The organism is Campylobacteraceae bacterium, assembly GCA_013215945.1.
Taxonomy (GTDB): Bacteria; Campylobacterota; Campylobacteria; order Campylobacterales; family Arcobacteraceae; genus NORP36.
On sequence record JABSOM010000004.1, the window covers coordinates 21,738 to 47,413 of the forward strand.

Sequence of the window (25,676 nt, forward strand, 5' to 3'; positions counted from 1 at the left end):
GTTAGAGCAAGAAAAAATTTTAGTAACTTATTTGTAACCATCAAAGAGTAGAATTATTGAAAGGATAAGATATGATTGACCTAGAATATGAAATTAAAAAGAAGTTTCCAAAATTAGACATTGAATCTTCTTTTATAAAAAAATCACTTATTAAAATTGCAAAAAAATTAATCCATGAAGATTATATTAATGAATTTTTATTAGAAAATGCCCACCTTAAAGGTTTGGAATTTGTAGATGCTGTATTAGATGATTTTGATTTTGATTATGTAGTATCTTCAAATGACTTACAAAATATACCAAGTACTGGAAAACTGGTAATCATTGCAAATCATCCTTTAGGTGGTTTGGATGCTTTATGTTTGTTAAAACTAATCTCCTCTATTAGAAAAGATGTAAAAATTGTTGCTAATGATTTTTTAGCGGGCATTGAAGCACTTTCTTCTTTGTTCATTCCCATTAACAATTATAAAAACAGACAAAGTAAAAAATCCATTCAAGAAATATATGCTGCTTTAAACAATGAAGAAGTTATTATTGTTTTTCCAGCAGGAGAAGTAAGTAGGGCCAGTGCAAAAGGAATTCAAGATCCTGCTTGGTCGAAAGGATTTTTAAATTTTGCCAGACATTCTAATTCTCCTATTCTACCAATCTTTTTAGATGGAAAAAACTCTAAAGTTTTTTATACTATGAGTATTATTAATAAAAGTCTTTCTACTTTATTATTATCAAATGAAATGTTTAAAAACAAATCAAAAAATATTGATATCAAAATTGGACAAATTATTCCCAATGAAAATATTAACCCAAAAGGACTTAGTCCTAAATACCTAATTTCTTTATATAAAAAACATCTTTATGCCCTTAAAAAAGGAAAAAAATCTTATTTTCTTACTCAAAAAGCCATTGCTCATCCTCAAAAAAGAAAAGCACTTTTACATGAATTAAAATCTGCCCAACTTTTAGGAAAAACAGGTGATGGAAAAAAAATCTATCTTTACGATTATATTCATGACAGTATTGTATTAAAAGAACTGGGACGTTTAAGAGAGCTTACGTTTAGAAAAGTAGGTGAAGGTATTAATAAAAAAAGCGATACAGATAAATACGATATTTATTACCAGCATATAATTTTATGGGATGAAGAAGAATTAGAAATTGTGGGTTCGTATAGAATTGGGAATGGTGCTTTTATTTATAAAAACATTGGAGCAGATGGTTTTTATTCCAATACCTTATTTAAATATAAAAAAGAAATGTTTCCTTATTTAGAAGACTCAATAGAATTAGGAAGAAGTTTTGTACAGCCCAAATATTGGGGTACTAGAGCGTTAGATTATCTTTGGTATGGCATTGGTTCTTATTTACATGCAAACCCACAAATTAAGTATATGTATGGGCCTGTTAGTATCTCAAATTCTTATCCAGGCATTGCAAAAGACATGATTGTTTTTTATTATTCGCACTACTTTAAAGCCAAAGAAGAATTAGTTGAATCAAAACTATCCTACCAATATGGAAATGATATTTCTTATTTTAAAGATCTTTTTGTTTTAAATGATAGAAAAGCAGATTTTAAAATTTTGAAATCATCTTTAAGTACTATTGGAGTGAGTATTCCTACTTTGTACAAACAGTATGGGGATTTATGTATTGAAGAAGGGGTTAGTTTTCATGGATTTAATATTGATGAAAATTTCTCCGATTGCATAGATGGATTTATTCTAGTAGAAATAGATAAAATCAAAGAATCACAAAGAAAAAGATATATTAAGTAAAATATAGATTTTCTATATTTTACAAAACTTTGTTTCTGCAACCAATGCTTTTGCAACAATATCGTCTTCTACAATAATATGCTCTAAGTGAAGATATTTAAGCGCTTTTTTATCGCTTCCTTTTGTTATTTTTACAATGGTTTTTGTATTGTGGGTTAAATCATCAATCACTTCACATATTAAGTGTAATTTTTCTGGATTATCAATAGCTACAATAACTGCACACGATTGTCTTATATTCACTGATTCTAAAATATGTTTACTTGAAGCATTTCCGAAAATAATATTGTCACCTTTTTTTATACCTACATCGTAATATTTAAGATTTTGCTCAATAATAACATATTCCATAGCATCTTCTTTTAATTTTTTTGCAACTGCTTGCCCAATATGACCATAACCTAAAACAACAATATGTCCTCTCGTGTCTTTTTTAACAAGCATAGTATTCTTTATTTGTAAGACATCTTTTGGGACTAAAGTAGCTGCTAAAGAAGAAAGGTTCTTTAATACAATTGGTGTTAAAATCATAGAGATAACAATGGTAACTATTAAAATTTGTGAATGAAGAGGATCAATTAAACTTCCACTTCTTGCAAGCTCTAAAATAGCCAAAGAAAACTCTCCTATTTGTATTAAAGAAACTGCTGTTTTAAAAGCCACTCTTTTAGTATCATCAATTCGAACAATAAAATAAATAATAAGATATTTTATTCCTAATAATACTGGCAATAAAAATAGAATAGTACCTATGTTCTCTAAAATAACAGTAAAATTAATTTGCATTCCAACTGTTATAAAAAAGAGACCTAAGAGCAAATTACGAAAAGGGGTAAGATTAGATTCGACCTGATGTTTGAACTTAGTCTCAGAAATCATCATTCCAGCCACAAACGCGCCTAAAGAATAAGAGAACCCAAAAGAATGGGCTAAATAAGACGAACCAATAGCAATAAGTAAAACAGATGCTACAAACAGTTCTTCACTGTTTGATTCAGATACCAAAGTGAAAAAAGGCTCAATTAAATATTTTCCACTTAAATACAAAACAAGTAATAAGATACAAGCAGCTAAAAAAGTTTCCCCAATTATATAAATAACACTTTGATCCCCTTTAATAGTAAAAATAGAAATCATTAATAAAATAGGAATAACAGCAATATCTTGCATGATTAAAATACCCAATACTCGCTGACCATGACGTTTTTTAATCTCTTTTGTTTCATTATAGGTTTTTAAGACAATAGCAGTTGAGGATAAGGACAAAGCAGCCCCTATAATTAAAGACGTTTGAAAATCAAAATCTAAAATAAATACACAAATAAGTACTACAAAAACTGTTGTACAAAATATTTGAAGAGTTCCCGTAAAAAAGACTTCTTTTTTCATTCTTTTTAAATGTTCAATAGAAAATTCTAATCCAATAGTAAACATCAAAAAGACAATACCAAACTCTGCCATTTCTTTAAGGGTATGATTATTAACAGCATCATGCAAAGAAAAGGTATATGCAATAATTGTACCTGTGACAATGTAACCAATAATGGTGGGTAAGTGAAACTTTTTTAAAATAAGATTTACAACTATTGCAATTAAAAGCGTTGCTACAATAATTCCTAACATTTATTTTCCTTTTTTGTAATGCATTTCTTTATAACCATCTAATCTTTTTTTATACGTAGATTTAAGCATGCCATTATTTAAATCATAAAAATCCAAAGCCAAACATTCTTGTCCATTACGTCCAACTCTTCCTAAGTACTGAACCAAACGTCCGTAATAAGATATAGGAGTTACAAACATAATAGTATTTAAATGAGGAAAATCAATACCCTCCCCAAAATACGAAGTAGTAGCTAAAATAAGACTCTTTTCTTCAACCAAGGCTATGTTTTGTTTTTGTTCTTTTTTGCTAAGTTGTCCATGAATACTCACATAATCAATGTTATCTTCATCTAAAATATTTTGTAAAATACTTATATGTTCAATTCTATCGCTCAATAATAATATTTTTCTGTTTAAATTTTCTTTTATTTTATCAATAATCAAATGATTTCTTTTATCATCAAGTATTATTTCATTTATTAGTGTAGAGTAATTATCACTATTACTGCTGAATTCAGTCTCAATCAATACATATTTATGAATAATATCTCTTTTTTTTCTAAATTCATAAGCAACTTTTCCTACTTGTTCATATAATATTTCTTGCAAACCATCTTTTCTTTTAGGTGTGGCACTTAAACCCAAAATATATTTGCCTCTAAAATTTTTGATTATTTGTTCAAAAGTTACTGCTGGAATATGATGGCATTCATCTACAATAACAAAAGAATAATCTTTAATTAACTCTGGCTGATTTTTTAAACTTTGCATGGTAGCTATATCCAAGCGCTTATTTAAGGTATTTTTACTTTTTCCTAAAAAACCAATGTCTTTTTTACTCATGGAAAAATAATCAACAAAACGCTCAATCCATTGATCCAATAACATATTTTTATTAACCAATACCAAAGTATTAGCTTGTCTTACTTCTATCATTTTTGAAGCAATAAGTGTTTTTCCATAACCAGGAGGTGCAACACATAAAGAAAAATCATACTTACTAATTTCTTTTATAGCCTCTTCTTGTTCAGGTCTTAAAGTAAATACAATGGAAGGAAAAAGTTCTTTGTTGTAAAGGCGTTTATCTTCTATAGAATAATTAACACCATTGTTTTTAAGATAATCTTTTATTTTATACAATAAACCCCTTGGTAGTTTTAAAAAATGTTCATCTTCTTCATAGTTTTTAATAACACGAGGAATATTATAAAGAGGTTTTCGTAAGTTCAATAATATTTTCACCTGAGGATTAGGGAAAGATGCAAAACCTTTAAAAACATTCATTAAACTTGCTGATAAATTTTTTGTTTTGATATAAATATAATCATGTAAGGTTAATTCTAAAATAAAAGAAGGAAACTCTACTTCTTCAAAGGCCATTATTTTTTCTTGTTTTAATAAAGAATAGAATTGTTTTTTTGGAATTTTTTTAATGGCATTCAAGAATTTCCACTGATCTTTTATAACTTCATTCTTAACATTAATAAATACTGTCTTATTATCATTTCTAGCGCTTAAAAACAAAGGAAGTTCAATATAAGCACCCAAAGTAGAAGAATTCACAAAATTACTTGAGGGATAGGTTTTTCCTGAGATATATGCTTCTTTTAAAAGCTGCATAGCGAATACGCTTACATCTTTTGCCAAAATTGGCTCTTCTAAAAAAATCCACATTAATAAATTAGCTTGTGAATCTATTTCAAAATATGCATTTAAATCATACTTTTTTAATAATGTAACCAAAGCAGCTTTAGAATCGTAAGAGATTTCTAAAAGAAAAAAACGACAAAAGTTATGTTGATTAATTAAATAAGAAGCAAGAAAAGAGTGCCCTCTTAAGTGGTCTTCAATATCTTTATTAGAGAGAGGTGAATAAACACCACTTTTAAAAAAAGTCTCAACTGGAAAAAAATTCGCTTTATTTTCTTTGTTTTTCCACTCTTTTGCAAAAACATCTTCTCTGCAAATAAACAAAGATCTAAAAAGATTTATTTTTTCATCTTTTGAAAAATTTTCTTTACTAAGACTTTCTAAATGATGTATTTCTTCATTGATTTTATCTCGTTGAAGATACAAATCATCAAGTTTACTTCTTTTTACTGTCTTCAACTTCTTGCTCTATTTGAAATTGGTTACCAACGATATTATTGATTTTTTTCTCAATTTCCCCATACCTTGAAGTAAGCTCAGAACCTTTTCTAATTCCATGTCCTTCAAATTTTCCTTTAGAGTCAATCATTAATTCAGTATAAACAATATCTCCAATTACTTTTCCATTGGATAATATTTGTATGGTTTCACAATCAATTTTTCCATCAAATAAACCATTAATAACAATACTATTTGCTTTTACATCTCCAATAACTTCTCCAGTAGTACCTACTGAAATTAAATCAGCATCTAAAATTACACCTTCAAACTTACCATCAATATGAACAGAACCTGGAGTATTAATACCCCCAATTATTGTTGTTCCTTTGGCAATTATTGTAGCCCCAGCTTGTGTTGTTTGTGTATCATCATTATTAAAGATTCCCACTGTACTCTCCTTTGTTTTGTAAATAATAAATCATATTGTTTTAAATTCCATTTCATAAAGTCTTTTGGATTTAAAACTTTGCTTGCATATTTTATTTCATAATGCAAATGAGGGCCAGTACTTCGTCCTGAGCTCCCAGTTAATGCTATTAATTGATTTTTTTTAACTACGTCACCTATTTTAACTTTAGTTTTATTTAAATGCGCATAAACTGTTTCAAAACCATAATTATGGGAAATAATCACCACCCTACCAAAATCTCCCCTGTCACGCGATTGTACATAACGGACAACCCCATCAGCTGTTGAAAAAACTTTTGTATTTCGTCTTGCTCTTAAATCAATTCCTCTGTGGAATTTTTTCTTTTTAGTAATGGGATGAATCCTATAACCAAAGCGTGATTTTGTAATAGTATCTAAGAGTGGTGAACCATTAGGAATCACCATTTGCATATAAATCTTTTCAACAGAAGTAATTTTAGCTAATGTTGCTCGTGTAATTTCATCTTTTGTATCGTCTTTTTTAAGGCCAATAATTTCTTCAATATCATCTAATTTTGAGCTTAACTCTTCTATGTCTTTAACTTTACCTTCAATTTGTTTTGAATAAAAACTATTTTGTGCTAAAAGTTTTTTTTCTTTTTTTGTCAAAACCATTATTTCTTTTTCTTTGGTAATTCGTAAATCTACAATTTCATCATTTAAAAAAGTGATAAACCATATAGAAGAAGCAATTAACAATACTGCAATGATTGCAATGATTATAATTGACTTTCGTACAAGTTGATGTATATTATAGGACTTTGTGCTATTTACATCGGATACTGTTATTATTAATCTATCTTTCATATATTCCCATAAACTTTTCTACTACTAAAAATGAACCAAATACTAAGTATTTTTCATTATTATCAATGTTCTTAAAATCACTAACCATTATATTTAAATTTCCACATAACTTGATTAAAGTTTCTTTTTTTAGCATTCTTTCGTCATTAATAGACAAAATCTGTACTTCTTTTATAATAGGTTTAAGTATTTTTAATACCTTTTCATAATCTTTATCTGCATAAGAATTATAAATTAAAATAATCTTTTTATTTTTATAGAGTTTTTTTATTTCACTTGCTGCTAAAGGGTTATGCCCAACATCAAGGGTAATATTATCATTTAATGCTTCAAATCGTCCTTTTAAATGTAATGATTTGAATACTTCTATATTAAGGTCAATGCCTAAAAACTGTAAAGCACTTAAACATAAATCTAAGTTTTTTAATAAATAAGCAGGTAAATTTAAATCAATTTTAAAACTACTTAGATCAAAATCATTAATGCAAAACAGTTCATAATTTCTCTCTTTTATTAAATCTTTTGCATGCAAAAAAACTTCTTCATGTATTTGATGTCCCACAATCATATTTTTATCACAGGCTCTCATTTTAGTATAAGAAATTTCTTTAATGCTGTTTCCTAACAAGACAACATGGTCTAAATCTATTGTAGTAATTAAAGAAAGATCATTTTTAATTACATTTGTTCCATCAAACTCTCCACCCAAACCAGCTTCTAAAACCAAATAATCCATATTATTGGCTTTATATAATGCCAAAAGTGTTGTGTATTCAAAATATGTTAGTTTAGAGAGTAAAACAAGAGGAAGAATATTTTGTATTTTTTTATGCGTTTGTTCTAAGTCTTCATCGCTTATATCTTCTCCATTAATCCATATTCTTTCATTAAATTTTTTTATATGAGGAGAGGAATAATGAAGTACTTTTTTACCTATTTTATTTAAATAATGGGCTAAGAATCTTCCCGTACTGCCTTTTCCATTTGTACCAACTAAATGAATAACATAAGGTACTTCTATGCAAGATTTAAGAATTTTCCATGATTCTTCAATAATAGAAAAATCTATTTTGTCATAATACATTGTTTTATTGGCTAAGAGTTCTTCTAAACTACAGCGTTGAAAGTCGCACACTACTTTTCCTTAAAAGACAAAATAGCTAGTTTTGATAATACCAGTTCCATTGCTTTATTAGAGGCATTTTTAATTGCAGAAAAACGACTTGCTTCACTAATAGTGTCGGAATCATCAACAGAAAAATCATACGTCCCCGAAACATTAAATGTTTTTAATTTATTATTTGAAAAAACTTTTACATTTATATTAGCCGTAGCTCTATACAATTGTGTATAACCATCTTCATCGTATTGTATTTCACTCATTGAAACAGAATTTAATTTAACAAACATAATGGTATTAGCTTCTGCTCTTACTTTAACCAGTTTTGATCCCAAACGTGTTATTAACAATTTGTTCATTGCATCTTTTATCAATACTGAGTTTTTTGGATCTTCGACATTAACACTTAAATCAACGTAAACATTTTCTCCAACACTTTTTTTTGCATAAAATGACGTTGCTTTATAACCACAAGCAGAAAAGCTTAAAATGAAAAGTACCAATATTACTTTTTTTAAAATCTTTATACTTTTCATCAAACTCTATCCTTTTATTACTAAGTTAACTAATTTATTTGGAACTAAAATTTCTTTTATAAGCTCTTTATCTTCAAGCCATTTTTTACTTGCGATTTTTGCAAGTGTAAGAATTTCTTCTTTAGAAGCACTTGGGCTTACTTCAATTTCACATCTTTTTTTACCATTAATGGTTACAGCTAAAATAAATACATCTTGAATAAAAACTTCGTCTTTTATTTCTAAATCAACATTAAAGTTTTTTAATTCAAATAAATTATCTGCAATTTCACAACAAATATGAGGAATAATTGGCTCTAAAATATTGCTTAAAATATAATAAGCTTCTGCCCAAACTACTTTGTTATTCTGTCCGCCCAAAGCATTTAATGCTTCCATTGAAGCAGCAATAAGTGTATTAAAGGTATAGGTTTTAGTATAAACATCTTGTGCTTTTTGTAAAGCCAGATATACTTTTTTTCGTGCTTCTTTTTCATCTTTATTTAAAGAATCGTGTTTGATGTTTAAAAGTTCATCAATACTAACACCTTGTGCTTCGTAAGATTTACTTGCAAAACGTTTGATAAATCTAAAAGAACCTTCAACAGCAGAATCATTCCATTCTAACTCTTTAGTAGGAGGTGCTGCAAACATCATAAATAAACGTGCAGTATCTGCTCCATATTTTTCAATAATAGAAGAAGGATCAACTACATTCCCTTTAGATTTACTCATCTTAGCCCCATCTTTTAAAACCATTCCTTGTGTTAATAGTTTTTTAAAAGGTTCAGTTGATTTTGTATATCCCATTTTATTTAGAATTTTTGTAAAAAATCGTGCATACAAAAGATGTAGAATTGCATGTTCTATTCCACCAATATATTGATCTACATCCATCCAATATTCAGTATCTTCTTTGGAAATACCTTCTTTTTCCCATTTTTTATGAGAGGTGGCATAACGCAAAAAATACCAAGAAGACTGTACAAAAGTATCTAAAGTATCTGTTTCACGAAGCGCCTTTTTATCACATTTAGGACAAGTTGTATGTTTCCACGTAGGATGAGTATCTAAAGGATTACCTTCTCCCGTAATTTCTACATCATCAGGTAAAGAAATAGGTAAGTTTTCAATTTTTTCAGGTACTAAACCACAAGAGTCACAATGAACAAAAGGAATAGGTGCTCCCCAATATCGTTGTCTTGAAATTCCCCAGTCTCTTAGTTTATAATTAACTTGTTTTTTCCCTAAAGAGTTTTTCTCAAAATGATAAATAACTGCTTTTTTTGCTTTATTTATTTTCAAACCATTAAAAGATTCTGAATTAATTAATTCACCCTCTTTTGTATACGCTTCACTCATATTATCATCAATACCAGCAGGGCCTGCAATAACTTGTTTTAGAGGTAAATTGTATTGTTTTGCAAATTCATAATCTCTTTGATCATGAGCAGGAACAGCCATAACAGCTCCTCCACCATAAGATGCTAATACAAAATTAGCTACCCATACAGGAATATCTTCCCCAGTAATTGGATGAATAACAGTAATTTCTAAAGAAAGACCTTCTTTATCTTGAATAGCTCTATCTCGCTCGCTTACTTTTCTCATAGCTTTAATTTGTGCTATTTTATCTTCACTTAATAATTTATTGTTAATTATATATTCAACAATTTCATGCTCAGGTGCTAAAGCAGAATAGGTTACTCCATAAATAGTATCTGGTCTGGTTGTAAACACTGTAAAATTATCAAACTTCGCATCCAGTTTTGTTTTACTAGAAGAATTTAAAAATAAATCAAATTCTAAACCTTCACTTCTACCAATCCAATTTTCTTGCATGGTTAAAACTTTTGAAGGCCATTGTCCTTCCAATGTTTTTAAATCATCCAATAAAACTTGAGAATAATCTGTAATATTTAAATAATATCCTGGCATTTCTTTTTGAGTAACTATTGTATCACATCTCCAACAAGCTCCATCTTCTACTTGTTCGTTTGCTAAAACAGTATGGCATTCATCACACCAATTAACAGTAGTAGATTTTCTGTACAATAAACCATCATCAAACATATTAATAATAAACTCTTGTTCCCACTTCGTATACAAGGGGTCAGAAGTAGCAAATTCTTGATTCTTTGAAAAAGAAAGGCCCAGACCTTTTAGTTCATTTCTCATATAATCAATATTTTCATAGGTCCATTTTTTAGGATGAGACTTGTGTTTTATTGCTGCATTTTCAGCTGGCATTCCAAAACTGTCCCAACCAATTGGGTGTAAAACATTAAAATCTTTTTTTCTAAAATATCGTGCAAAAGCATCTCCAAGACAGTAATTTCTTACATGTCCCATGTGAATACGTCCACTTGGATAAGGAAACATACTTAATATGAATTTTTTTTCTTTACTTTTATCATCTGATGGCTCAAAAGAATTATTTTTGTCCCAATATTCTTGCCATTTTTTCTCAACTAATCGTGGATTATACTCCATTAGTACTCTTCCTTATCTTCGCTTTTTGAACTTTCTATTAATGCTAGAGCAATTGAAAAAAGATTCGCAACCACTGCTCCAATAGCTAAAGCCATTGCTAATCTTTCATCACCCATAAATACTAAGGCCATGAATGCAGGAATCAAGTGAAGATCCGCCACCAGTGAACTTGCCAATAACTCAGCCGCCAATAAATTTCTAACACCAATTTTTAAAATGGTAGAAATGATATTAACCGAAGCTGCTATAAAAAGAGGAACAGCGTGTGGCTCATATAAAAATCCTGCTGTTGTTGTTAGTGACATTAGTGAAAAGAATATATACGTAACTTTACCCCAATCCATGTGTATCCTTTGTTTGTTTTATTAATTTGCCATAATATCTAAAAATGCATAAAAAAGCCATTATATAAGAAGGTCTAAGCCAACAATAAAAAGCCTGTAAGCGCTTTAGAATAATCTTTTAAACCTTAGTTTTAAGCATGTATTTTAATATTTTATACAGAGGATAAAAAAGTATGATTTTGTATGCCAAAGTAAAAGGATTTTCAACAATGGTAAAAGGATTTAAAATTTCTATAAGTAAAAGTAAAAAAACATCCGAAGTCCACCAAAAATATAAAAAGATAAAAGCCAAAATTATTATAAGCAAAAAACGTTTGAGCGTAATTTTTAATAAAAAATACAAACAGGATGCTGTCATAAGCACAATAGCCAAAGCTTTAAAAAAATGGATTAAAAAAGGAGATAAAAAAGAAGGACTTAAAATGTTTTGATCCTTGTTACTTAAAAAACTGTATTGAAAAATAGCAATAAAGATAAGAAGAAAAACAAAGATATAAAAATAAATAAATGCTTTTTTAGAATTATTAAAAAAGAGTTTTAAACTAGAAAAATAAAGTTTTGAAGAAAAATGATCAGCCCATGTATAATCGTTTTTTTGGGTAACTTTTTTTGCATGGTAAAAACATTTTTTTAAGGTTTTATTAAAAAACCTATTTCCAAAACGTTTATTGCAAACCTCACAAATATTATCACTCATAATATTACTCCTAGCTAATCATCTATTATAAATCAAGTAAGATTAAAACATTTTAAAATAAGACAAAATATTTATTTTTGTCTTATTTCACTGCTCTATAATTTGATATTTCATTTGAACAAATCCAAAATCATAGGCTTTAGTGTTTTGTAGTTTTAGCTTAATATCTTTGATCAAAGAAGAAAATAAAGGTTTTCCTTTTCCTATTAATACGGGGATTATTGTAAGCGTTAAATCCTTAATTAATTTAGCAGATAAAAATCTTTGAATAGTTATTCCACCGTCAACACAGATGCGCTTTAAGCCTTCTTTTTCCAAAGAAGCACATAATTCTTTTCCAGATAAAGAAGAATGTTCAATATAAGTACTTAAGTCATTTGGAATCTTAAGTTTAGTACTACTTAAAACAATTACTCTTTTATTTTTGTAAGGCCACTGCTTAAATGTCAAAACTTTTTCATAGGTATGTCTTCCCATTACCAAAGCATCAACACCTTGCATAAACTTTTCATAAGCACAATCTTCACCTATAGGAAGTGTTTTATTAGCATCATCTAACCAATCTAAAGAATCATTTTCTCTTGCTATAAAACCATCTAAACTTGTTGCTATAAAAACCGAAACAATTAAACTCAAAATATTATTCCTTCTAAAAATAATTTGAGTACATCTTACACTTAATTTAGATGATTTAATCAAAAATAAAATTTATTTTATTCTTATATTTACTGTTTTTATTATTTCATTTACTGTATAATCACAGAAGAAAAAAATAAAGGTTTTATAATGAGTATTTTATATAAAAAGTTAGAATGTAATAAACAATTTGAATTGTTTTATATAAAAGATGAATATAAGAATAATATTTTCAAAGAATGCAGGCATGATTTTTATCAACTTATTTTTATTACTAAAGGAGAGGGAAAACACTGCATTGATTTTGAAGAATATGAATTAAAAAGAGATTTGGTGTATTTAATAAAACCCTCACAAGTCCATAAATGGCATTTAAATAATTTTAATAATGAATACGATGGTTATATATTTAATTTTTCAAAAGAGTTTTTTCATGATGATAAAATCATTAACAATTTATTTAATAACAATGTAGAATCTTCCATTAATATTTGCAATAAAACAAAAAAGAATTTGACCTTATTGGTTGAGATGATTAAAGAAGAATATCTTAATAATGATGATTTTTTACTTCTTTCTCATCTTTTTTCTTCTTTCTTAAAATATATAATAAAATCAAAAACAAATATAGCAAAAAGTTTGAATACTGATAAACGTGTAGAAAATCTCAAAATACTCATTGACCAACATTATAAAGAAGAAAAAAGCGCTTCCTTTTATGCCAAAAAATTTGATCTTACGACCAAAAGATTAAATGAGATTATTCAAAATAATATCAATAAAACAGTTTCAGATTTAATAAGTGAAAGATTAATTGTAGAAGCAAAAAGAGAGCTAATTTTTAGTCAAGAATCTGTAAAAGATATAGCAGAAGCACTTGGTTATTTTGATGCTTCTTATTTCTCAAGGTTTTTTAAAAATCATACAAAACTTTGTCCAAAAGAATTTAGAGCAAATAATCTAAAAATTTATACCTAAGTTTTTTCCTCTTAAAAGAGGAAAAAACATATATTTATTTAACGTTTGTCACTTTATTTTTCAAATTAAGTGCACCATCTAAAACAGAGTATACTTTATACACTCCAAGTAAAGCTACCTCTTTACTGGTATTTACTTTCATTAAAACAGAAACAGCATCATAAGAAAAATCTATCTTATTATTCACTCTATTTGCTGGAACTAAGGCTTTAATCGTATCATTTTGTATTACTACAGAAAAACCAGGAGAATCCATATACATTGGCATTCCAGGATTCGTTGGAGGTAAAATCACTTCTTTGTCGGCTTTTTTAAATTCTTTTACTTTTAATCCACCTTCCAAAGATTTATCTTCTACTAAAACAACCCAATGGGGATGCCATACTTTTCCATCGTTTTTAAAGTTTTTATCATTGTTTTCATCCCAAAGAGGAGTATCATCAAAATCAGGATGGCTCGTAAGTGCAAGAGCTACTATTCCTTGTGTAGCATTAAAACCAACATCTGTTGATTTTAGGCTTGTTGGAAAAACATAGCCTAAAACACTTGCTCCATTTAATGCTCCATTAAGATCAGGTGTCGTATTCCCCGCTTTTCCCGCTACTTTTTGCGAAAAAACCAATAAATCAAGAGCTTTGATATATTCAACTTTTGCTTCTTTGATTTTAAAATCATCATTTGCATGCATTATTATGCTTCCTGCTATCAATAAAGTACTTAAGCTCTTTTTCATTATATTTTTCATTTTAATCCTTTTTTTCTTCTAATAATTTTCCAAGTAATAAGCCAATATCAAGCTCATTAACTAAACCAAAAGCGTGCATTCTTATTTTACTTTCTTGATCAATAATAAGTAATGTTGGTGTGCCTTGCATATTATATTTTTTCATTGTTGCTGGCATAAAATCTTTTTCTACACTCAAGTCAATTGCTACAGGAAAATTTATATCATTTTCATCTACAAATACTTTTAGTGCTTTAGGACTCATCACCTCATGATGTTCAAAAACACTGTGCAAACCCAAAATAACTATTTCTTCATTTAAAAATCTTTTGAAAAGTTTTTTACTTTGAGGAATACTGTGTTGAACACAAGCAGGACATAACATTTGGAATACATAAATAAGAACGATTTTGCCTTTTAGTTTTTCAAGGCTAATGTCTTTTTTTGTATTTAACCATTCAAGAACTTCAAGTTCCTGTGCTTTTTGATGTTTCATTTTCTTCCTTTCTTTCTGTCTGTAAAAGTATAGGAAATATAAGAGAGAATAAAAATAGCATTTTTCTACATTAAATAGGATAATTTGTACATTTAAAAAAAGAGGAGAATTAAATAGAAGTATTGTCTAAAATAAAGAGATAAAAGAATAAAAGAAATAAAGTCTTATATCCTCTTATACTCTTCTTTAATAGAATTTATCGTTTGTAATATGTCACAAGTGAACTTTTTTTAAGGGTGTGAGCATTAATCATATAACCAACTAAAGCAGGATTCGTTTTATTATCTAAACCTAAGGTAGCTACATCAAGTGCATAAATAGTAGTTAGGTACATATGTGTTTTATCTCCTTTGGGAGGACAAGAACCACCAAAATTAGTTGTGCTGTAATCATTTTTACTTTCTATACTATTTTGTGGAAGAGTATTTCTTGCACTCGCATTTGTAGCTATATTGCTGGTATTTTTATCAATGTCAAAAACCAACCAATGCCACCAACCACTTCCAGTAGGAGCGTCTTTGTCATACATAGTAATAGCAAAACTTTTAGTTCCTTTGGGTGCATTTTCCCAAGACAATTGAGGAGAAATATTATCTCCTTTACATCCAAAACCATTAAACACCTGTTTCATTGAGGTTTGACCTCTTAAATCTTTACTTTTTAAAGTAAAACCTTCTGCAAAGATGCTTGAGCTACATATTGTAAGAGAAAGCCCTAAAATTAATTTTTTAAATTTTACGTTCATATTATTCCTTTTTGTTTACGTAAGGACATAATACAAAAAAGAAAAATCTCAAAGTACAAGAAAACTTACGTTTTATATCGGAATTCTTTAGGAGTAATACTGTAGTGTTTTTTAAATTGAGAAATAAACCAAGATACAGTGGAGTAACCAATATCGCTTGCTATTTGGCTTATTGTTTTATCGGTATTTTTTAACATCATAGACGCTTGTTCTAATCTTTTTTTATCCAACCATACTTTTGGACTTAATTTATATTCTTGTTTGATATAGTTTCTTAGTTGATTGGGACTCATTCTTACTAGTTTACACATATCATCAAGATTTTGAATTAAATCAAGATTTGATTCAAGAATAAACTTATTTCTACTTCCACTGCTAAGTTTTATTGCATTTAAATACGCTAAAAAAGCCATTTTATTTGTTCTAAGGCTGTGTAAAATAATTTCTTCTATTTTGAGTTTTAAAATATTTTCATCTAAATTTTGTTTAACATACTCTTGCAAAACATCAATACTGTTTTTTAAGAATTTATCATTTAAGCTCTGTACTTTTACAATATCTTTTTCTGTTGTAGCAGTGACTTCAATCTTATATTTTTTTAGAAATTCAAAAATAAATCTATCATCAAAATATATTACAAGGGATTTATACTGGGCATTTTTTGCCAGTCTTTCACTCATAAAATAGTTATTTTGTGTTAAAAAACATACTTCATTTTCTTCAACAGCAAAATCTTGATCTTTAAAATGTATTACTTTTGAACCCTCTAGTAGAACAATAAAACAATGCATGGTAGTTCTAAAAGAAATAAAATCATTCTTTTTCTGTGTACTATAATCTAAATAATATAAATCATCTATTGCTCTTAGCTTAACATCTTTATTTTCTATAAAAGTATTAGGAACGATATAAGTCAATTGTTTTGTCCTTCTTTTATTTTATTCTAACATTTATATTCTTTTTTTGAATAGTTAGATTGCATCATTTTATATCAAAAAAGCATTAAAAATATAGTTAAGTTTTCTCTTTTTTTTTCTTTATTATAAAAAATAAACCCAATAAAATAAAAACAAATCCTGGAACAATAAAAATACTTGGTATTTCTTTAATAAATATCACGGCTAAGCCTATTGCAATAAAAGGCTCTAATAATAAAATACTTGTTGTTTGTATGGGTTTTAAATATTTTGAGGCAAGGCTATAAGTAATAGTAGGAAGAGCAGTTGAAAATATTGAAATAGCAAGTAAATATCCGACATTCGAGTTTGATAAAGCACTTATATTATTCTCCCAAAAAGTATCTATAAAAAAAAGCAGTAATACTATTCCCATAAAAAAAGTAGCAAAAGCAATACTAAAAGAATGGGGGGCTTTATTTTTTTCATTCATAGCTTTATAAATAATAGCATATAAAGCAAATAACAAAGAGACTAAAAGAGCAAGTGCATCTCCTAAAAGTCTAGAAGAAGCAAGAAAATCTTTGAAAGTGATTTCATTAAAAGTGATTAATAATACTCCTAAAAAAGCAAGTATTACGCCAATAATTTCAAAAGCCGTGATTTTTTCTTTTCTTAAGTATTTATATAAAATAACAAATAAAGGTGAAGTGGTCATAAGAATAGTAACTTCTCCTACAGGAGCTAAAGCAAATGCCAGAGTTCCAAATAAATAACATAAAAACAATACAAAACCCAATAACCATGTTCTGTAATTGTTTAGTTCACTTAAATACTTACGAATATTTTTCTTTAAAAAAAATACAATAAAAAAAAGTGCAAATAAAGAAACACTCAAGCGTATTCCTACAATTAACAATATAGGTAAAGTATCTAATAAGTTTATAAATATTCCTGCAGATGCCCATGCAAATATTGTAAAAAGTCCTGCTGCTATTCCTAATTTTGTCTCTCTCATACACTCTCCAAAGTCTTATTTTGAAGTATTATATAAAAATTACTTTTTTAAGTATTGTATGAAATTAACATTTTAGTATATTGTCTTGATACTCTTTAGGGGTGAGTGAAAAGACACGTTTAAAGGCTTTATTTAAATGACTTTGATCATAAAACCCACTTTGCAAAGCAATATTTAATATCGTTTCTTTACTTCCTAAAAGCTCTCTTGCTTTATGTACTTTTTTATTCAAGAGATATGAATGAATGCTTAAATCAAATTCTTTTTTAAACAAGCGTATTATATGAACTTCACTAATCAAAAACTCTAAAGAAAGTTCTTTTAAGGATAAGTTATCTTCTATATTTTCATCAAGATAATCTTTTATTTTTTGTGCTTTACTTGTTGTATTGTTTTTTTCTGGTTTTGAAACAGACAAAAAATCTAAGAATAATGTCTTCATAAAAACAACTAGGTCACGTTCTTTTTCTAAAGAAGAATCCGTACTTAAAAGTTTATTGCAAAGCACAAGGAAGTTCTTGTTAATATTTTTTGTATTAAGTAAAACTTTTTGCAAAGGAAGATAATCATCATTAGAGAATAATTCTTTTTGAAGTTTTGCACACCAACTTTTATCTAAATGAAGCACATAATCTCCGAAAGATTTTTTATCAAGTACCTCTATACAATGAGCCGTATTGGGATTCAAAAATGCAATTGTTTTATTATTGAGTATTTCTTCTTTTTTATTTAGAATTAAATTTACTTTTCCTTCTTTAATAGCAATTATAGTGATAAGCTCATGGGTATGGCTTTTAGAACATCCTCTTACCACTTGGGCATAACGCAACTCTACAAAAGGCAAGTTTTTATTCTTAAATATTTTATGTTCCACTAAAATCCATCCTTTTTTTATCAAACCTTCGTATATTTATATTGATGATATTATATATAAATAAAGCCTAGAGAATATTTAATTCTTCACAAATAAGAACAGCACCCTAGCTTGAATATTAAATCAATATCTTTTTAATTCTAAGGGGGTTGATGTTTTATTTCTTTTAATAATATTTTCAAATTTCTCCTTTTATAGCTTAGATGAAGTATTTTATGTTATTTTAATCGGTAAAATTATTTACCGATGGAGGAAAAATAATGGAAGAAAAAATAAAATACAGGCTTGGCCAGGACAATATTAGAAAGTTTGGTCTTGATATGCATAATCCGGTATTTATTATAAGTGCTATATTAATTTTAGTATTTGTAATAGGTACTATTGCTTCTCCTAAAGAAGCAAAAGAAATATTAGATGGAGCTAAATGGTGGTCAATCAATCATTTTGATTGGTTATTTATGTTATCAGGAAACATTTTTGTAGTGTTTTGTTTGGCATTAATTGTTTTACCTGTTGGTAAAATACGACTTGGAGGAGAAGACGCAAAACCTGAATTTTCAAGATTTTCATGGTTTTCTATGCTTTTTGCTGCGGGTATGGGAATTGGGCTTATGTATTGGTCCGTAGCTGAACCAGTAGCTTATTATACTTCATGGTGGCATACGCCTTTAAATGTGCTTCCAAATACACCAGAAGCAAAAGAATTAGCAATGGCTGCAACTATGTTTCACTGGGGTTTACATCCTTGGGCGATATATGCGGTAGTGGGATTAGCTTTAGCATTCTTTTCTTATAATAAAAAACTTCCTTTGACAATGAGATCAGTATTTTATCCTTTATTAAAAGAGCGAATTTGGGGTTGGCCAGGACATATAATTGATATACTTGCCGTATTTGCAACTATTTTTGGACTTGCTACTTCTTTAGGATTAGGAGCGCAACAAGTTTCTTCTGGTCTTAATTTTTTATTTGGTATTGAAAAAGGAGTAAACACTGAAATCTATATTATTTTAGCAATTACTGCTTTAGCTGTTGTTTCAGTGGTACGTGGTTTAGAGGGTGGGGTTAAAGTATTAAGTAAATTTAATATTATTCTTGCTTTGATACTGCTTGTATTTATTATTCTTGTTGGTCCTACTTTATTAATCATTACAGGAGTTGGCACAACACTTAGTGATTATGCTTCAAATATTTTTGCTTTAAGTAATTTTGTAGGACGAGAAGATAGCGAATGGTATCATGGCTGGACAGTATTTTACTGGGCATGGTGGATTGCGTGGTCTCCTTTTGTAGGAATGTTTATTGCAAGAGTTTCAAAAGGTAGAACAGTAAGAGAATTTTTAATTGCCGTTTTATTAATTCCTACTTTTGTAACTTCTATTTGGATGAGTACCTTTGGATTAACGGCACTTGACCAAGTAATTGGAAAAGTAGGTGCATTAAGTAATGGTATTACTGATAAATCCTTAGCAATGTTTCAAATGTTAGAAAACCTTCCATTTTCAAGTATCACATCATTTATTGCAATTTTATTAGTAATTGTATTTTTTGTAACTTCCTCTGATTCTGGATCTTTAGTAATTGACAGTATTACCGCAGGTGGAAAACAAGATGCTCCAGTAGCGCAAAGAGTTTTTTGGGCGCTTACGGAAGGTTTTGTTGCCATTGCACTCTTATACGTAGGTGGGGCAGATGCACTAAGTGCCCTACAAGCAGGTTCAATTACTACAGCTTTACCTTTTACTGTCATTTTATTAATTATGACCTATAGCCTTTACAGAGGTTTACAGTCTGAATTAAAAACAAAATAATTACTCTCTTTAGTTTCATGATACTTTCTTATCATGAAGCTAAACTATTCCCCCAAAAACCGTCATCAACTTTAAGCTTTTAACACTTTCTTAACAATAAAAAAATATAATTACATTAATATAGCTTAAAAGGTAAAAAGTGAAAAACAAATTAAAAAAATATTTTAAAGAAAGTATTATCTTTATTGTTGTCCTTACCATTGTATTAAATGCTTTAAGTTATTATCGTTCACTTGATTTAAATAAAAATAATCTTGAAGAAAACCATTTTACTCTTCTTGATAATAGTAAATATTTTGTTAAAAAAGACAAACCACTACTTGTTCATTTTTGGGCTACTTGGTGCCCTACTTGTAGTTTTGAAGCTTCCAATATTGAAGCACTTTCAAAAGATTATGAGGTAATTACTATTGCAGTGCAATCAGGCAGTAAAAAAGAAATAGAAAAATACTTAGAGGAGAACAACTTATCTTTTAGAGTAGTAAATGACGAAGATGCTTATTATTCACGTAAATTTAATATTCAAGCTTTTCCCACTTCTTTTATTTATGACAAAAATAAAGTCTTAAAATTTACAGAAGTGGGATATACGACTAAAGCCGGTTTATATTCTAGAATGGCATTAAGTAAATAAACTATTCAATAATAGAAGTAACAGCTGTAACAGTTACTTCTATTAGAGTATTTCCTTCTAAGTCTACACCCAAACAAGCTCTTTGCGGCCAATGGTCTGGGTTCGTCCCTATCCATTGTGTCCAAATCGCATCCATTTTATTTTTATCTTTCATATTTGCTATAAATACTTGTGCACTTAATATTTGTTCTTTATTGGAATTTAGTTCATTTAAATTATTTTCAATTGTTTCTAGGGTTAATTTTGTCTGACCTTCTATATCAAGACTTAAATCAGATGATGTTGCAACAGTGAAAACCAAATCTTTATATTTGGAAGATTTATTTCTTCCCGTATATTTACCTCTAACTCTTTTTATCATAAAGCTTAATCCTTTTATTTTTTCTATCTATATCTTAATTATTTAGCACTAAGTATCTGCTAAAAGCTCATCTCTTTTTGAAGCAGGGATAAATTCCTAAGAAGGAAATAATTTATAATAACACTATTAAAATAAGTTCCTTATTTATTTCATTTTACTATTTATGAACTCTCTTATGTTTCCTTCTTAATTCATAAATAAAAATGGAAGAAACTAAGTTAAATAATTTTATAATATTATTATATAAGGACATAAAATGGAAAAATTCTCTATTCTTTTACTTGACGATGTGGAACAAAATATTTATACCTTAAAAATGATGATTGAAGATAGTTTCGATTTAGATATTTATACAGCACTTAATGCTCAAGATGCTATCGAATTGTTAATGAAGAAACCTGTTGATTTAATATTAAGTGATATTCAAATGCCAGATATTGATGGTTTTGAATTTTTAGAATATTTGAAAGGAATAGAACAAACAAAAAATATTCCTGTTATTTTTATTACTGGAATTTTTGATAACAGTGAATACAAAAAAAGAGGTTATGAACTAGGAGCCATTGAATATATTTCGAAACCCATTGATGATATTTTATTATCTTCCAAATTAAAAGTATATATAGATCTTTTTGATTCACAAAAACAACAAAGTCTTGAACTGCATAAAAAAGACGAAATCTTGCTGCATCAATCAAAAATGGCCACTATGGGAGAAATGATTGGCGTCATATCTCATCAACTAAAACAACCTCTTAATGTCATTTCTTTATATTGCAGTGATATAAAACTCTCTCATGAATACAATGAAATAAATGATGATTTTGTGAAAGAATTTGATATAAATACCAAAAAACAAATACACTTTATGAACGATACTATTAATGGTTTTATGAATTTTTTCAATCCCGATAAAGTAAAAAAAGAATTTTTATTAAAAAATGCCTTTGATGAAACCATAGAACTTTTATCTTCACAATTTAAAAACAATAATATAAATATTCATTGCCATATAACAGATCAAAAAGTATATGGGGTAGAAACAGAACTCGAGCAAGTTTTTTTAAATCTTCTTATTAATTCAAAAGATGCTTTTATAGAAAAAGATATAAAAAACAGAGAAATTCATATTAATGCACTTACAAAAGATGCTTATACTGTTGTAATATTTGAAGACAATGCAGGAGGAATCAAAGAAGAAAATATTGAGAAAATCTTTGACCCTTATTTTACAAATAAAGAAAAAGGCACGGGTACTGGCCTTTATTTGGTAAAACTAATTGTGCAAACAAGTTTTCAAGGCAAAGTAAAAGTACAAAATATAGTTTCTGGTTTAAAGTTTATATTTTTATTAGCCAATAAAAAAGACTAGTTTTTTAAACCATAATACCTGGTTTTAATTTTTTCAATTGATCTTCTCTGTGTTCCAATACATCTTTTAAATCTACAATCTTTTTTTTAGACAGTTCTTCATTTTTTTCTAATTTAGAAATAAGAGTTAAACTGTCTTCTAGTTTTCTTTCTAGTTTATGAATATCAAGAAGTAAGAGTCTTTTTTCATCTTTAACTCTTTTAACATCATTAAGACTATCTTCTATCTCTTTGTTTTTATGTATCAATCTTTTGTCTAACCTGGAATCAATACTTAATAATTCATTCTCATAAAACTTAATTTGACTGCTTTCATCAAGGTGCTTTTGGTTCTCAATTTCGATACTCTTCTTAAGTTTACGTATAAGGAATTCGTATCTTTCTTTTTCTATTATTAAATTCTGAACTTCGTTTTTTGATTCCTTAATTTCTTTGCTACTGTTTTTAACATTTTCAATGATTTTTTTATGGAATTCTCTTTTTTCATTGACCTCTTTAGTAGATACAAAACCTATATTGATATACTCAATATTATTTTCATTATATACTTTAAAAACAGTACTATTTATATAAAAAAAGTCATTTTCTTTATTTTGGTATTTAATATTTTTATTCCAGATTTCATCTTTTTTAATATCTGTCCACATAGAATCAATAAAACCTTTAGCCATATCTTTATGAATAATATTTTCAAAACTTTCACCTAAAACTTCATTTTTTTCACATTGAAAATGCTCTAAAAAATGCTGATTTGCAAAAGTAATTTTTCCGTTACCATCCATTTTTAAAATAGCGGCTACATTATTAATGATATTTAAATACTGTTGTAACTCTTTGTTTTTACTCTCAATTAATTCTTCTAAATAATTTTTTTCACACACTTTTTGAATTTTATTTATTACATCTTGTAAATGTATAGGTTTTATCACATAATGATCTGCATGTAACTCAATTGCTTTTAAAAGAAACTCTGTTTCAGTTCTAGCCGTGGTATAAATAATAGCTATATTATTATCAATTTTTCTTATTTCTTCCAGCATTTCTAGGCCGTTTAATTTAGGCATATTTACATCAGATAAAATTAAATCAATTTTTATACCCTCTTTTTTTGCTTTAATATATTTTTCAAGCCCATCGAAACCATTGTTAGCAAGAATGACATTTTTAAATAATCTATTTAGTGTTCTTGCCAACTGATTTCTGGCCATTTCATCATCTTCTACGTACAAAATACTAAGTTTTTTTAAAAAATCATTATTAAACATATTTATTCCTTATCTTAAGTGTATATCTATAATCATCTAGTGTTTTAATGCAATAACTTTATCTATAAAATCAGTTTTATTGATGGGTTTTTTCATAAAATCACTGGTTTTATTTTTGATATTATCAAAAATTTCATCCTCATAGATTATGAAAAGTTTATTCTTTAAATCTTTACTTATTATTTCACATTCTTCTTTATTTAAACTAGAAATATCAATAACGACTAAAGAAATATTTTTATTATTCCAAAGCTCTTTTAATTCTTTTAAGTCATTGACTTGTATTACATTTGATTCTTTTTTAAGTTCAATTATCAAACTTAAAAATTCTATAGGTGCGTTATTTAAAACTAAAATATCCTCATATTTTGTTTTTAGTATTTTTTTGCTTTTATTTTCTTGTAATTTTTTAATACGTGGAAGAGCTGTTAGTTCATCTAGTTTTTTAGGAATAGTAATAACAAAAACACTTCCCACATTCATTTTACTATTAACATGAATATCTCCTTCTAATAACAGCGCAATTTCTTTACAAATAGCAAGTCCTAAGCCCGTACCTCCATATTTTCTGGTTGTACTGCCATCCACTTGTTTAAATCTATCAAAAATATGTTTTAGTTTGTTTTCTTCAATACCAATACCCTCATCTTTAACAAATATTTTTATATTATCTTTCTCATCTTTTACGAGTAAACTGATACTTCCTTCTTTTACAAACTTCAAAGAATTGCTTAATAAGTTTTTTACCATTTGTTTAATTCTTTGTTTATCAGAATAAATATAATCTATACTTTCATCCACTTCAAAAATAAAAGTAAGGCCTTTGTCTTCAATTTGAGGCAGAAACATATCTTTAAGTTCACGCATTGTTTCATATACGTTTAAATCTTCGTAATTCAAAATCACTTCTTTTGCTTCCAGTTTAGAAATATCTAAAACATCATTAATCAAATACAATAAATCATTGCCACAAGCATTAATAATCTCTAAATTTTTTACTTGTTTTTCATCTAATGTATCTCTTTTATTTTTCATCATCACAGAAGAAATAACATTAATAGAATTTAAAGGCGTTTTTAATTCATGACTCATATTTGCTAAAAAAACATCTTTATGTTTATTCACTTCTATTAACTCATTTTTTTGTTTTTCTTGTACTATTGTTAATTCTTTTAAATCTAAATAAGACTCATTAATTCTTTTTGACATTAGATTAAAATTTTCTACAAGCGTATTTAATTCATGTTTTTTTTCTGTACTTAAACTTATTTCAATCTCTTTGTATTCTTTAATCCGAAGTTCTTTACTGGCTTCTGATAACTGCCTTAAAGGGATGGTTAAAATCTTATTTGCAAAATATAAAAATAAAATCCATAAAACAAAAGAGGTACTTAAAGCATTAATGAGAATCAGATAAATACTTTCTTTTGCAAGTTCAAAAATAACATTCTTTTTCGTATAAAACGTTACTTTTGCTAACACTTCATCAGGAGAGTTTTCATAATTGATTAAATCAAATTCATGAAAAAGCAAATCATCTAAAAAAACAATTTCTTTTTTTCCCTCAAAAATGAAATTTGTATACTCTTTTTGTTTTTTTAAAACCGTTCCTTTTAAACTCAATACTTCATTAAGTGGAGTAAGCACAGAAATACCAGTAATTGTTTTTGCCGAAATAATTGCATCAACATCTGATTTAATTTTAACTTCATCAAAATGCCAAATACTTGTTGCTAATACCTTATAAAAAGACTTCTCTGTATTAATTAAATCCTTTAATACAATATTTTTAGCAAAAGAATATTGTGTGTATATTTGATAAGAGGTAAAACACAAAACGAGTAAAATATATCCAAAAAATATCTTTTTAAATAATATAAACCCTATTGTATTTTTTAAATCTTTGAAAAAGTCTTTTATAAACATAA

The 25,676-nt window shown here is 27.7% G+C and carries 24 protein-coding genes; 5 read left to right on the top strand and 19 right to left on the bottom strand.

The window, feature by feature from the left end:
• Positions 1 to 71 precede the first annotated feature (71 nt).
• Positions 72 to 1,778 carry a lysophospholipid acyltransferase family protein gene (locus tag HRT41_05090; protein ID NQY23384.1) on the top strand — a complete coding sequence of 569 codons (1,707 nt, stop codon included), beginning with the start codon at positions 72 to 74 and terminating at the stop codon, positions 1,776 to 1,778.
• A gap of 12 nt (positions 1,779 to 1,790) precedes the next feature.
• Here HRT41_05090 and HRT41_05095 read toward each other — a convergent pair whose 3' ends face one another.
• The 10 genes from HRT41_05095 to HRT41_05140 all read right to left on the bottom strand — a co-directional run bounded on the left by HRT41_05095 (position 1,791) and on the right by HRT41_05140 (position 12,575).
• Positions 1,791 to 3,401 carry a cation:proton antiporter gene (locus HRT41_05095; protein NQY23385.1) on the bottom strand — a complete coding sequence of 537 codons (1,611 nt, stop codon included), beginning with the start codon at positions 3,399 to 3,401 and terminating at the stop codon, positions 1,791 to 1,793.
• Positions 3,402 to 5,492, bottom strand: coding sequence for a DEAD/DEAH box helicase family protein (locus tag HRT41_05100; protein ID NQY23386.1), 2,091 nt, complete (start codon positions 5,490 to 5,492; stop codon positions 3,402 to 3,404).
• Positions 5,470 to 5,922: a polymer-forming cytoskeletal protein gene (locus tag HRT41_05105; protein NQY23387.1), complete on the bottom strand. Its 453-nt coding sequence runs from the start codon at positions 5,920 to 5,922 to the stop codon at positions 5,470 to 5,472. Before HRT41_05105 ends, HRT41_05100 begins: the two co-directional genes overlap by 23 nt.
• Entirely contained in the window at positions 5,868 to 6,770 is a 903-nt protein-coding gene (locus HRT41_05110) for a M23 family metallopeptidase (GenBank protein NQY23388.1), read from the bottom strand. The genes HRT41_05105 and HRT41_05110 overlap by 55 nt, the downstream gene beginning before the upstream one ends.
• Positions 6,760 to 7,854 (bottom strand): bifunctional folylpolyglutamate synthase/dihydrofolate synthase, encoded by a 1,095-nt coding sequence (locus HRT41_05115; protein NQY23389.1) that lies wholly within the window; start codon positions 7,852 to 7,854, stop codon positions 6,760 to 6,762. Before HRT41_05115 ends, HRT41_05110 begins: the two co-directional genes overlap by 11 nt.
• A 50-nt stretch (positions 7,855 to 7,904) precedes the next feature.
• Positions 7,905 to 8,417, bottom strand: coding sequence for a hypothetical protein (locus HRT41_05120; protein NQY23390.1), 513 nt, complete (start codon positions 8,415 to 8,417; stop codon positions 7,905 to 7,907).
• Positions 8,418 to 8,432: 15 nt separating this feature from the next.
• On the bottom strand, positions 8,433 to 10,898 hold the full coding sequence (locus tag HRT41_05125) for a leucine--tRNA ligase (protein ID NQY23391.1): 2,466 nt from the start codon (positions 10,896 to 10,898) through the stop codon (positions 8,433 to 8,435).
• On the bottom strand, positions 10,898 to 11,242 hold the full coding sequence (locus HRT41_05130) for a hypothetical protein (protein ID NQY23392.1): 345 nt from the start codon (positions 11,240 to 11,242) through the stop codon (positions 10,898 to 10,900). The genes HRT41_05125 and HRT41_05130 overlap by 1 nt, the downstream gene beginning before the upstream one ends.
• A gap of 118 nt (positions 11,243 to 11,360) precedes the next feature.
• Complete coding sequence (locus HRT41_05135) at positions 11,361 to 11,939, bottom strand: hypothetical protein (protein NQY23393.1); 579 nt, start codon at positions 11,937 to 11,939, stop codon at positions 11,361 to 11,363.
• Between the two features lie 87 nt (positions 11,940 to 12,026).
• The gene (locus HRT41_05140; GenBank protein NQY23394.1) at positions 12,027 to 12,575 is read right to left on the bottom strand and encodes a dihydrofolate reductase; all 549 of its coding nucleotides are present in this window, start codon (positions 12,573 to 12,575) and stop codon (positions 12,027 to 12,029) included.
• A 150-nt stretch (positions 12,576 to 12,725) separates the two neighbouring features.
• On the opposite strand from HRT41_05140, the gene HRT41_05145 reads away from it, so the two are divergent.
• On the top strand, positions 12,726 to 13,553 hold the full coding sequence (locus tag HRT41_05145; GenBank protein ID NQY23395.1) for a helix-turn-helix domain-containing protein: 828 nt from the start codon (positions 12,726 to 12,728) through the stop codon (positions 13,551 to 13,553).
• A 34-nt stretch (positions 13,554 to 13,587) separates the two neighbouring features.
• On the opposite strand, the gene HRT41_05150 is transcribed toward HRT41_05145, so the two are convergent.
• The 6 genes from HRT41_05150 to HRT41_05175 all read right to left on the bottom strand — a co-directional run bounded on the left by HRT41_05150 (position 13,588) and on the right by HRT41_05175 (position 18,306).
• Positions 13,588 to 14,286 (bottom strand): hypothetical protein, encoded by a 699-nt coding sequence (locus tag HRT41_05150; GenBank protein ID NQY23396.1) that lies wholly within the window; start codon positions 14,284 to 14,286, stop codon positions 13,588 to 13,590.
• Positions 14,287 to 14,299: 13 nt separating this feature from the next.
• Complete coding sequence (locus HRT41_05155; protein ID NQY23397.1) at positions 14,300 to 14,773, bottom strand: redoxin domain-containing protein; 474 nt, start codon at positions 14,771 to 14,773, stop codon at positions 14,300 to 14,302.
• 196 nt (positions 14,774 to 14,969) lie between these two features.
• Positions 14,970 to 15,518 carry a YbhB/YbcL family Raf kinase inhibitor-like protein gene (locus HRT41_05160; GenBank protein ID NQY23398.1) on the bottom strand — a complete coding sequence of 183 codons (549 nt, stop codon included), beginning with the start codon at positions 15,516 to 15,518 and terminating at the stop codon, positions 14,970 to 14,972.
• A 65-nt stretch (positions 15,519 to 15,583) separates the two neighbouring features.
• Complete coding sequence (locus tag HRT41_05165; GenBank protein NQY23399.1) at positions 15,584 to 16,435, bottom strand: helix-turn-helix transcriptional regulator; 852 nt, start codon at positions 16,433 to 16,435, stop codon at positions 15,584 to 15,586.
• A gap of 97 nt (positions 16,436 to 16,532) precedes the next feature.
• The gene (locus HRT41_05170) at positions 16,533 to 17,432 is read right to left on the bottom strand and encodes a DMT family transporter (protein ID NQY23400.1); all 900 of its coding nucleotides are present in this window, start codon (positions 17,430 to 17,432) and stop codon (positions 16,533 to 16,535) included.
• Between the two features lie 64 nt (positions 17,433 to 17,496).
• On the bottom strand, positions 17,497 to 18,306 hold the full coding sequence (locus HRT41_05175) for a helix-turn-helix transcriptional regulator (protein NQY23401.1): 810 nt from the start codon (positions 18,304 to 18,306) through the stop codon (positions 17,497 to 17,499).
• Positions 18,307 to 18,566: 260 nt separating this feature from the next.
• Here HRT41_05175 and HRT41_05180 point away from each other — a divergent pair, with 260 nt between their 5' ends.
• Together HRT41_05180 and HRT41_05185 are read left to right on the top strand one after the other, a co-directional pair.
• Positions 18,567 to 20,117 carry a BCCT family transporter gene (locus HRT41_05180; protein ID NQY23402.1) on the top strand — a complete coding sequence of 517 codons (1,551 nt, stop codon included), beginning with the start codon at positions 18,567 to 18,569 and terminating at the stop codon, positions 20,115 to 20,117.
• A 139-nt stretch (positions 20,118 to 20,256) separates the two neighbouring features.
• Entirely contained in the window at positions 20,257 to 20,751 is a 495-nt protein-coding gene (locus HRT41_05185; GenBank protein ID NQY23403.1) for a redoxin domain-containing protein, read from the top strand.
• Position 20,752: 1 nt separating this feature from the next.
• On the opposite strand, the gene HRT41_05190 is transcribed toward HRT41_05185, so the two are convergent.
• Positions 20,753 to 21,112: a RidA family protein gene (locus tag HRT41_05190; protein ID NQY23404.1), complete on the bottom strand. Its 360-nt coding sequence runs from the start codon at positions 21,110 to 21,112 to the stop codon at positions 20,753 to 20,755.
• A gap of 256 nt (positions 21,113 to 21,368) precedes the next feature.
• Here HRT41_05190 and HRT41_05195 point away from each other — a divergent pair, with 256 nt between their 5' ends.
• A complete protein-coding gene (locus HRT41_05195) occupies positions 21,369 to 22,484 on the top strand; it encodes a hybrid sensor histidine kinase/response regulator (GenBank protein ID NQY23405.1) in 1,116 nt (371 codons plus the stop codon).
• A 4-nt stretch (positions 22,485 to 22,488) separates the two neighbouring features.
• Here HRT41_05195 and HRT41_05200 read toward each other — a convergent pair whose 3' ends face one another.
• The gene (locus tag HRT41_05200; GenBank protein ID NQY23406.1) at positions 22,489 to 23,748 is read right to left on the bottom strand and encodes a response regulator; all 1,260 of its coding nucleotides are present in this window, start codon (positions 23,746 to 23,748) and stop codon (positions 22,489 to 22,491) included.
• Between the two features lie 36 nt (positions 23,749 to 23,784).
• Complete coding sequence (locus tag HRT41_05205; GenBank protein ID NQY23407.1) at positions 23,785 to 25,674, bottom strand: HAMP domain-containing histidine kinase; 1,890 nt, start codon at positions 25,672 to 25,674, stop codon at positions 23,785 to 23,787.
• Positions 25,675 to 25,676: the final 2 nt, after the last annotated feature.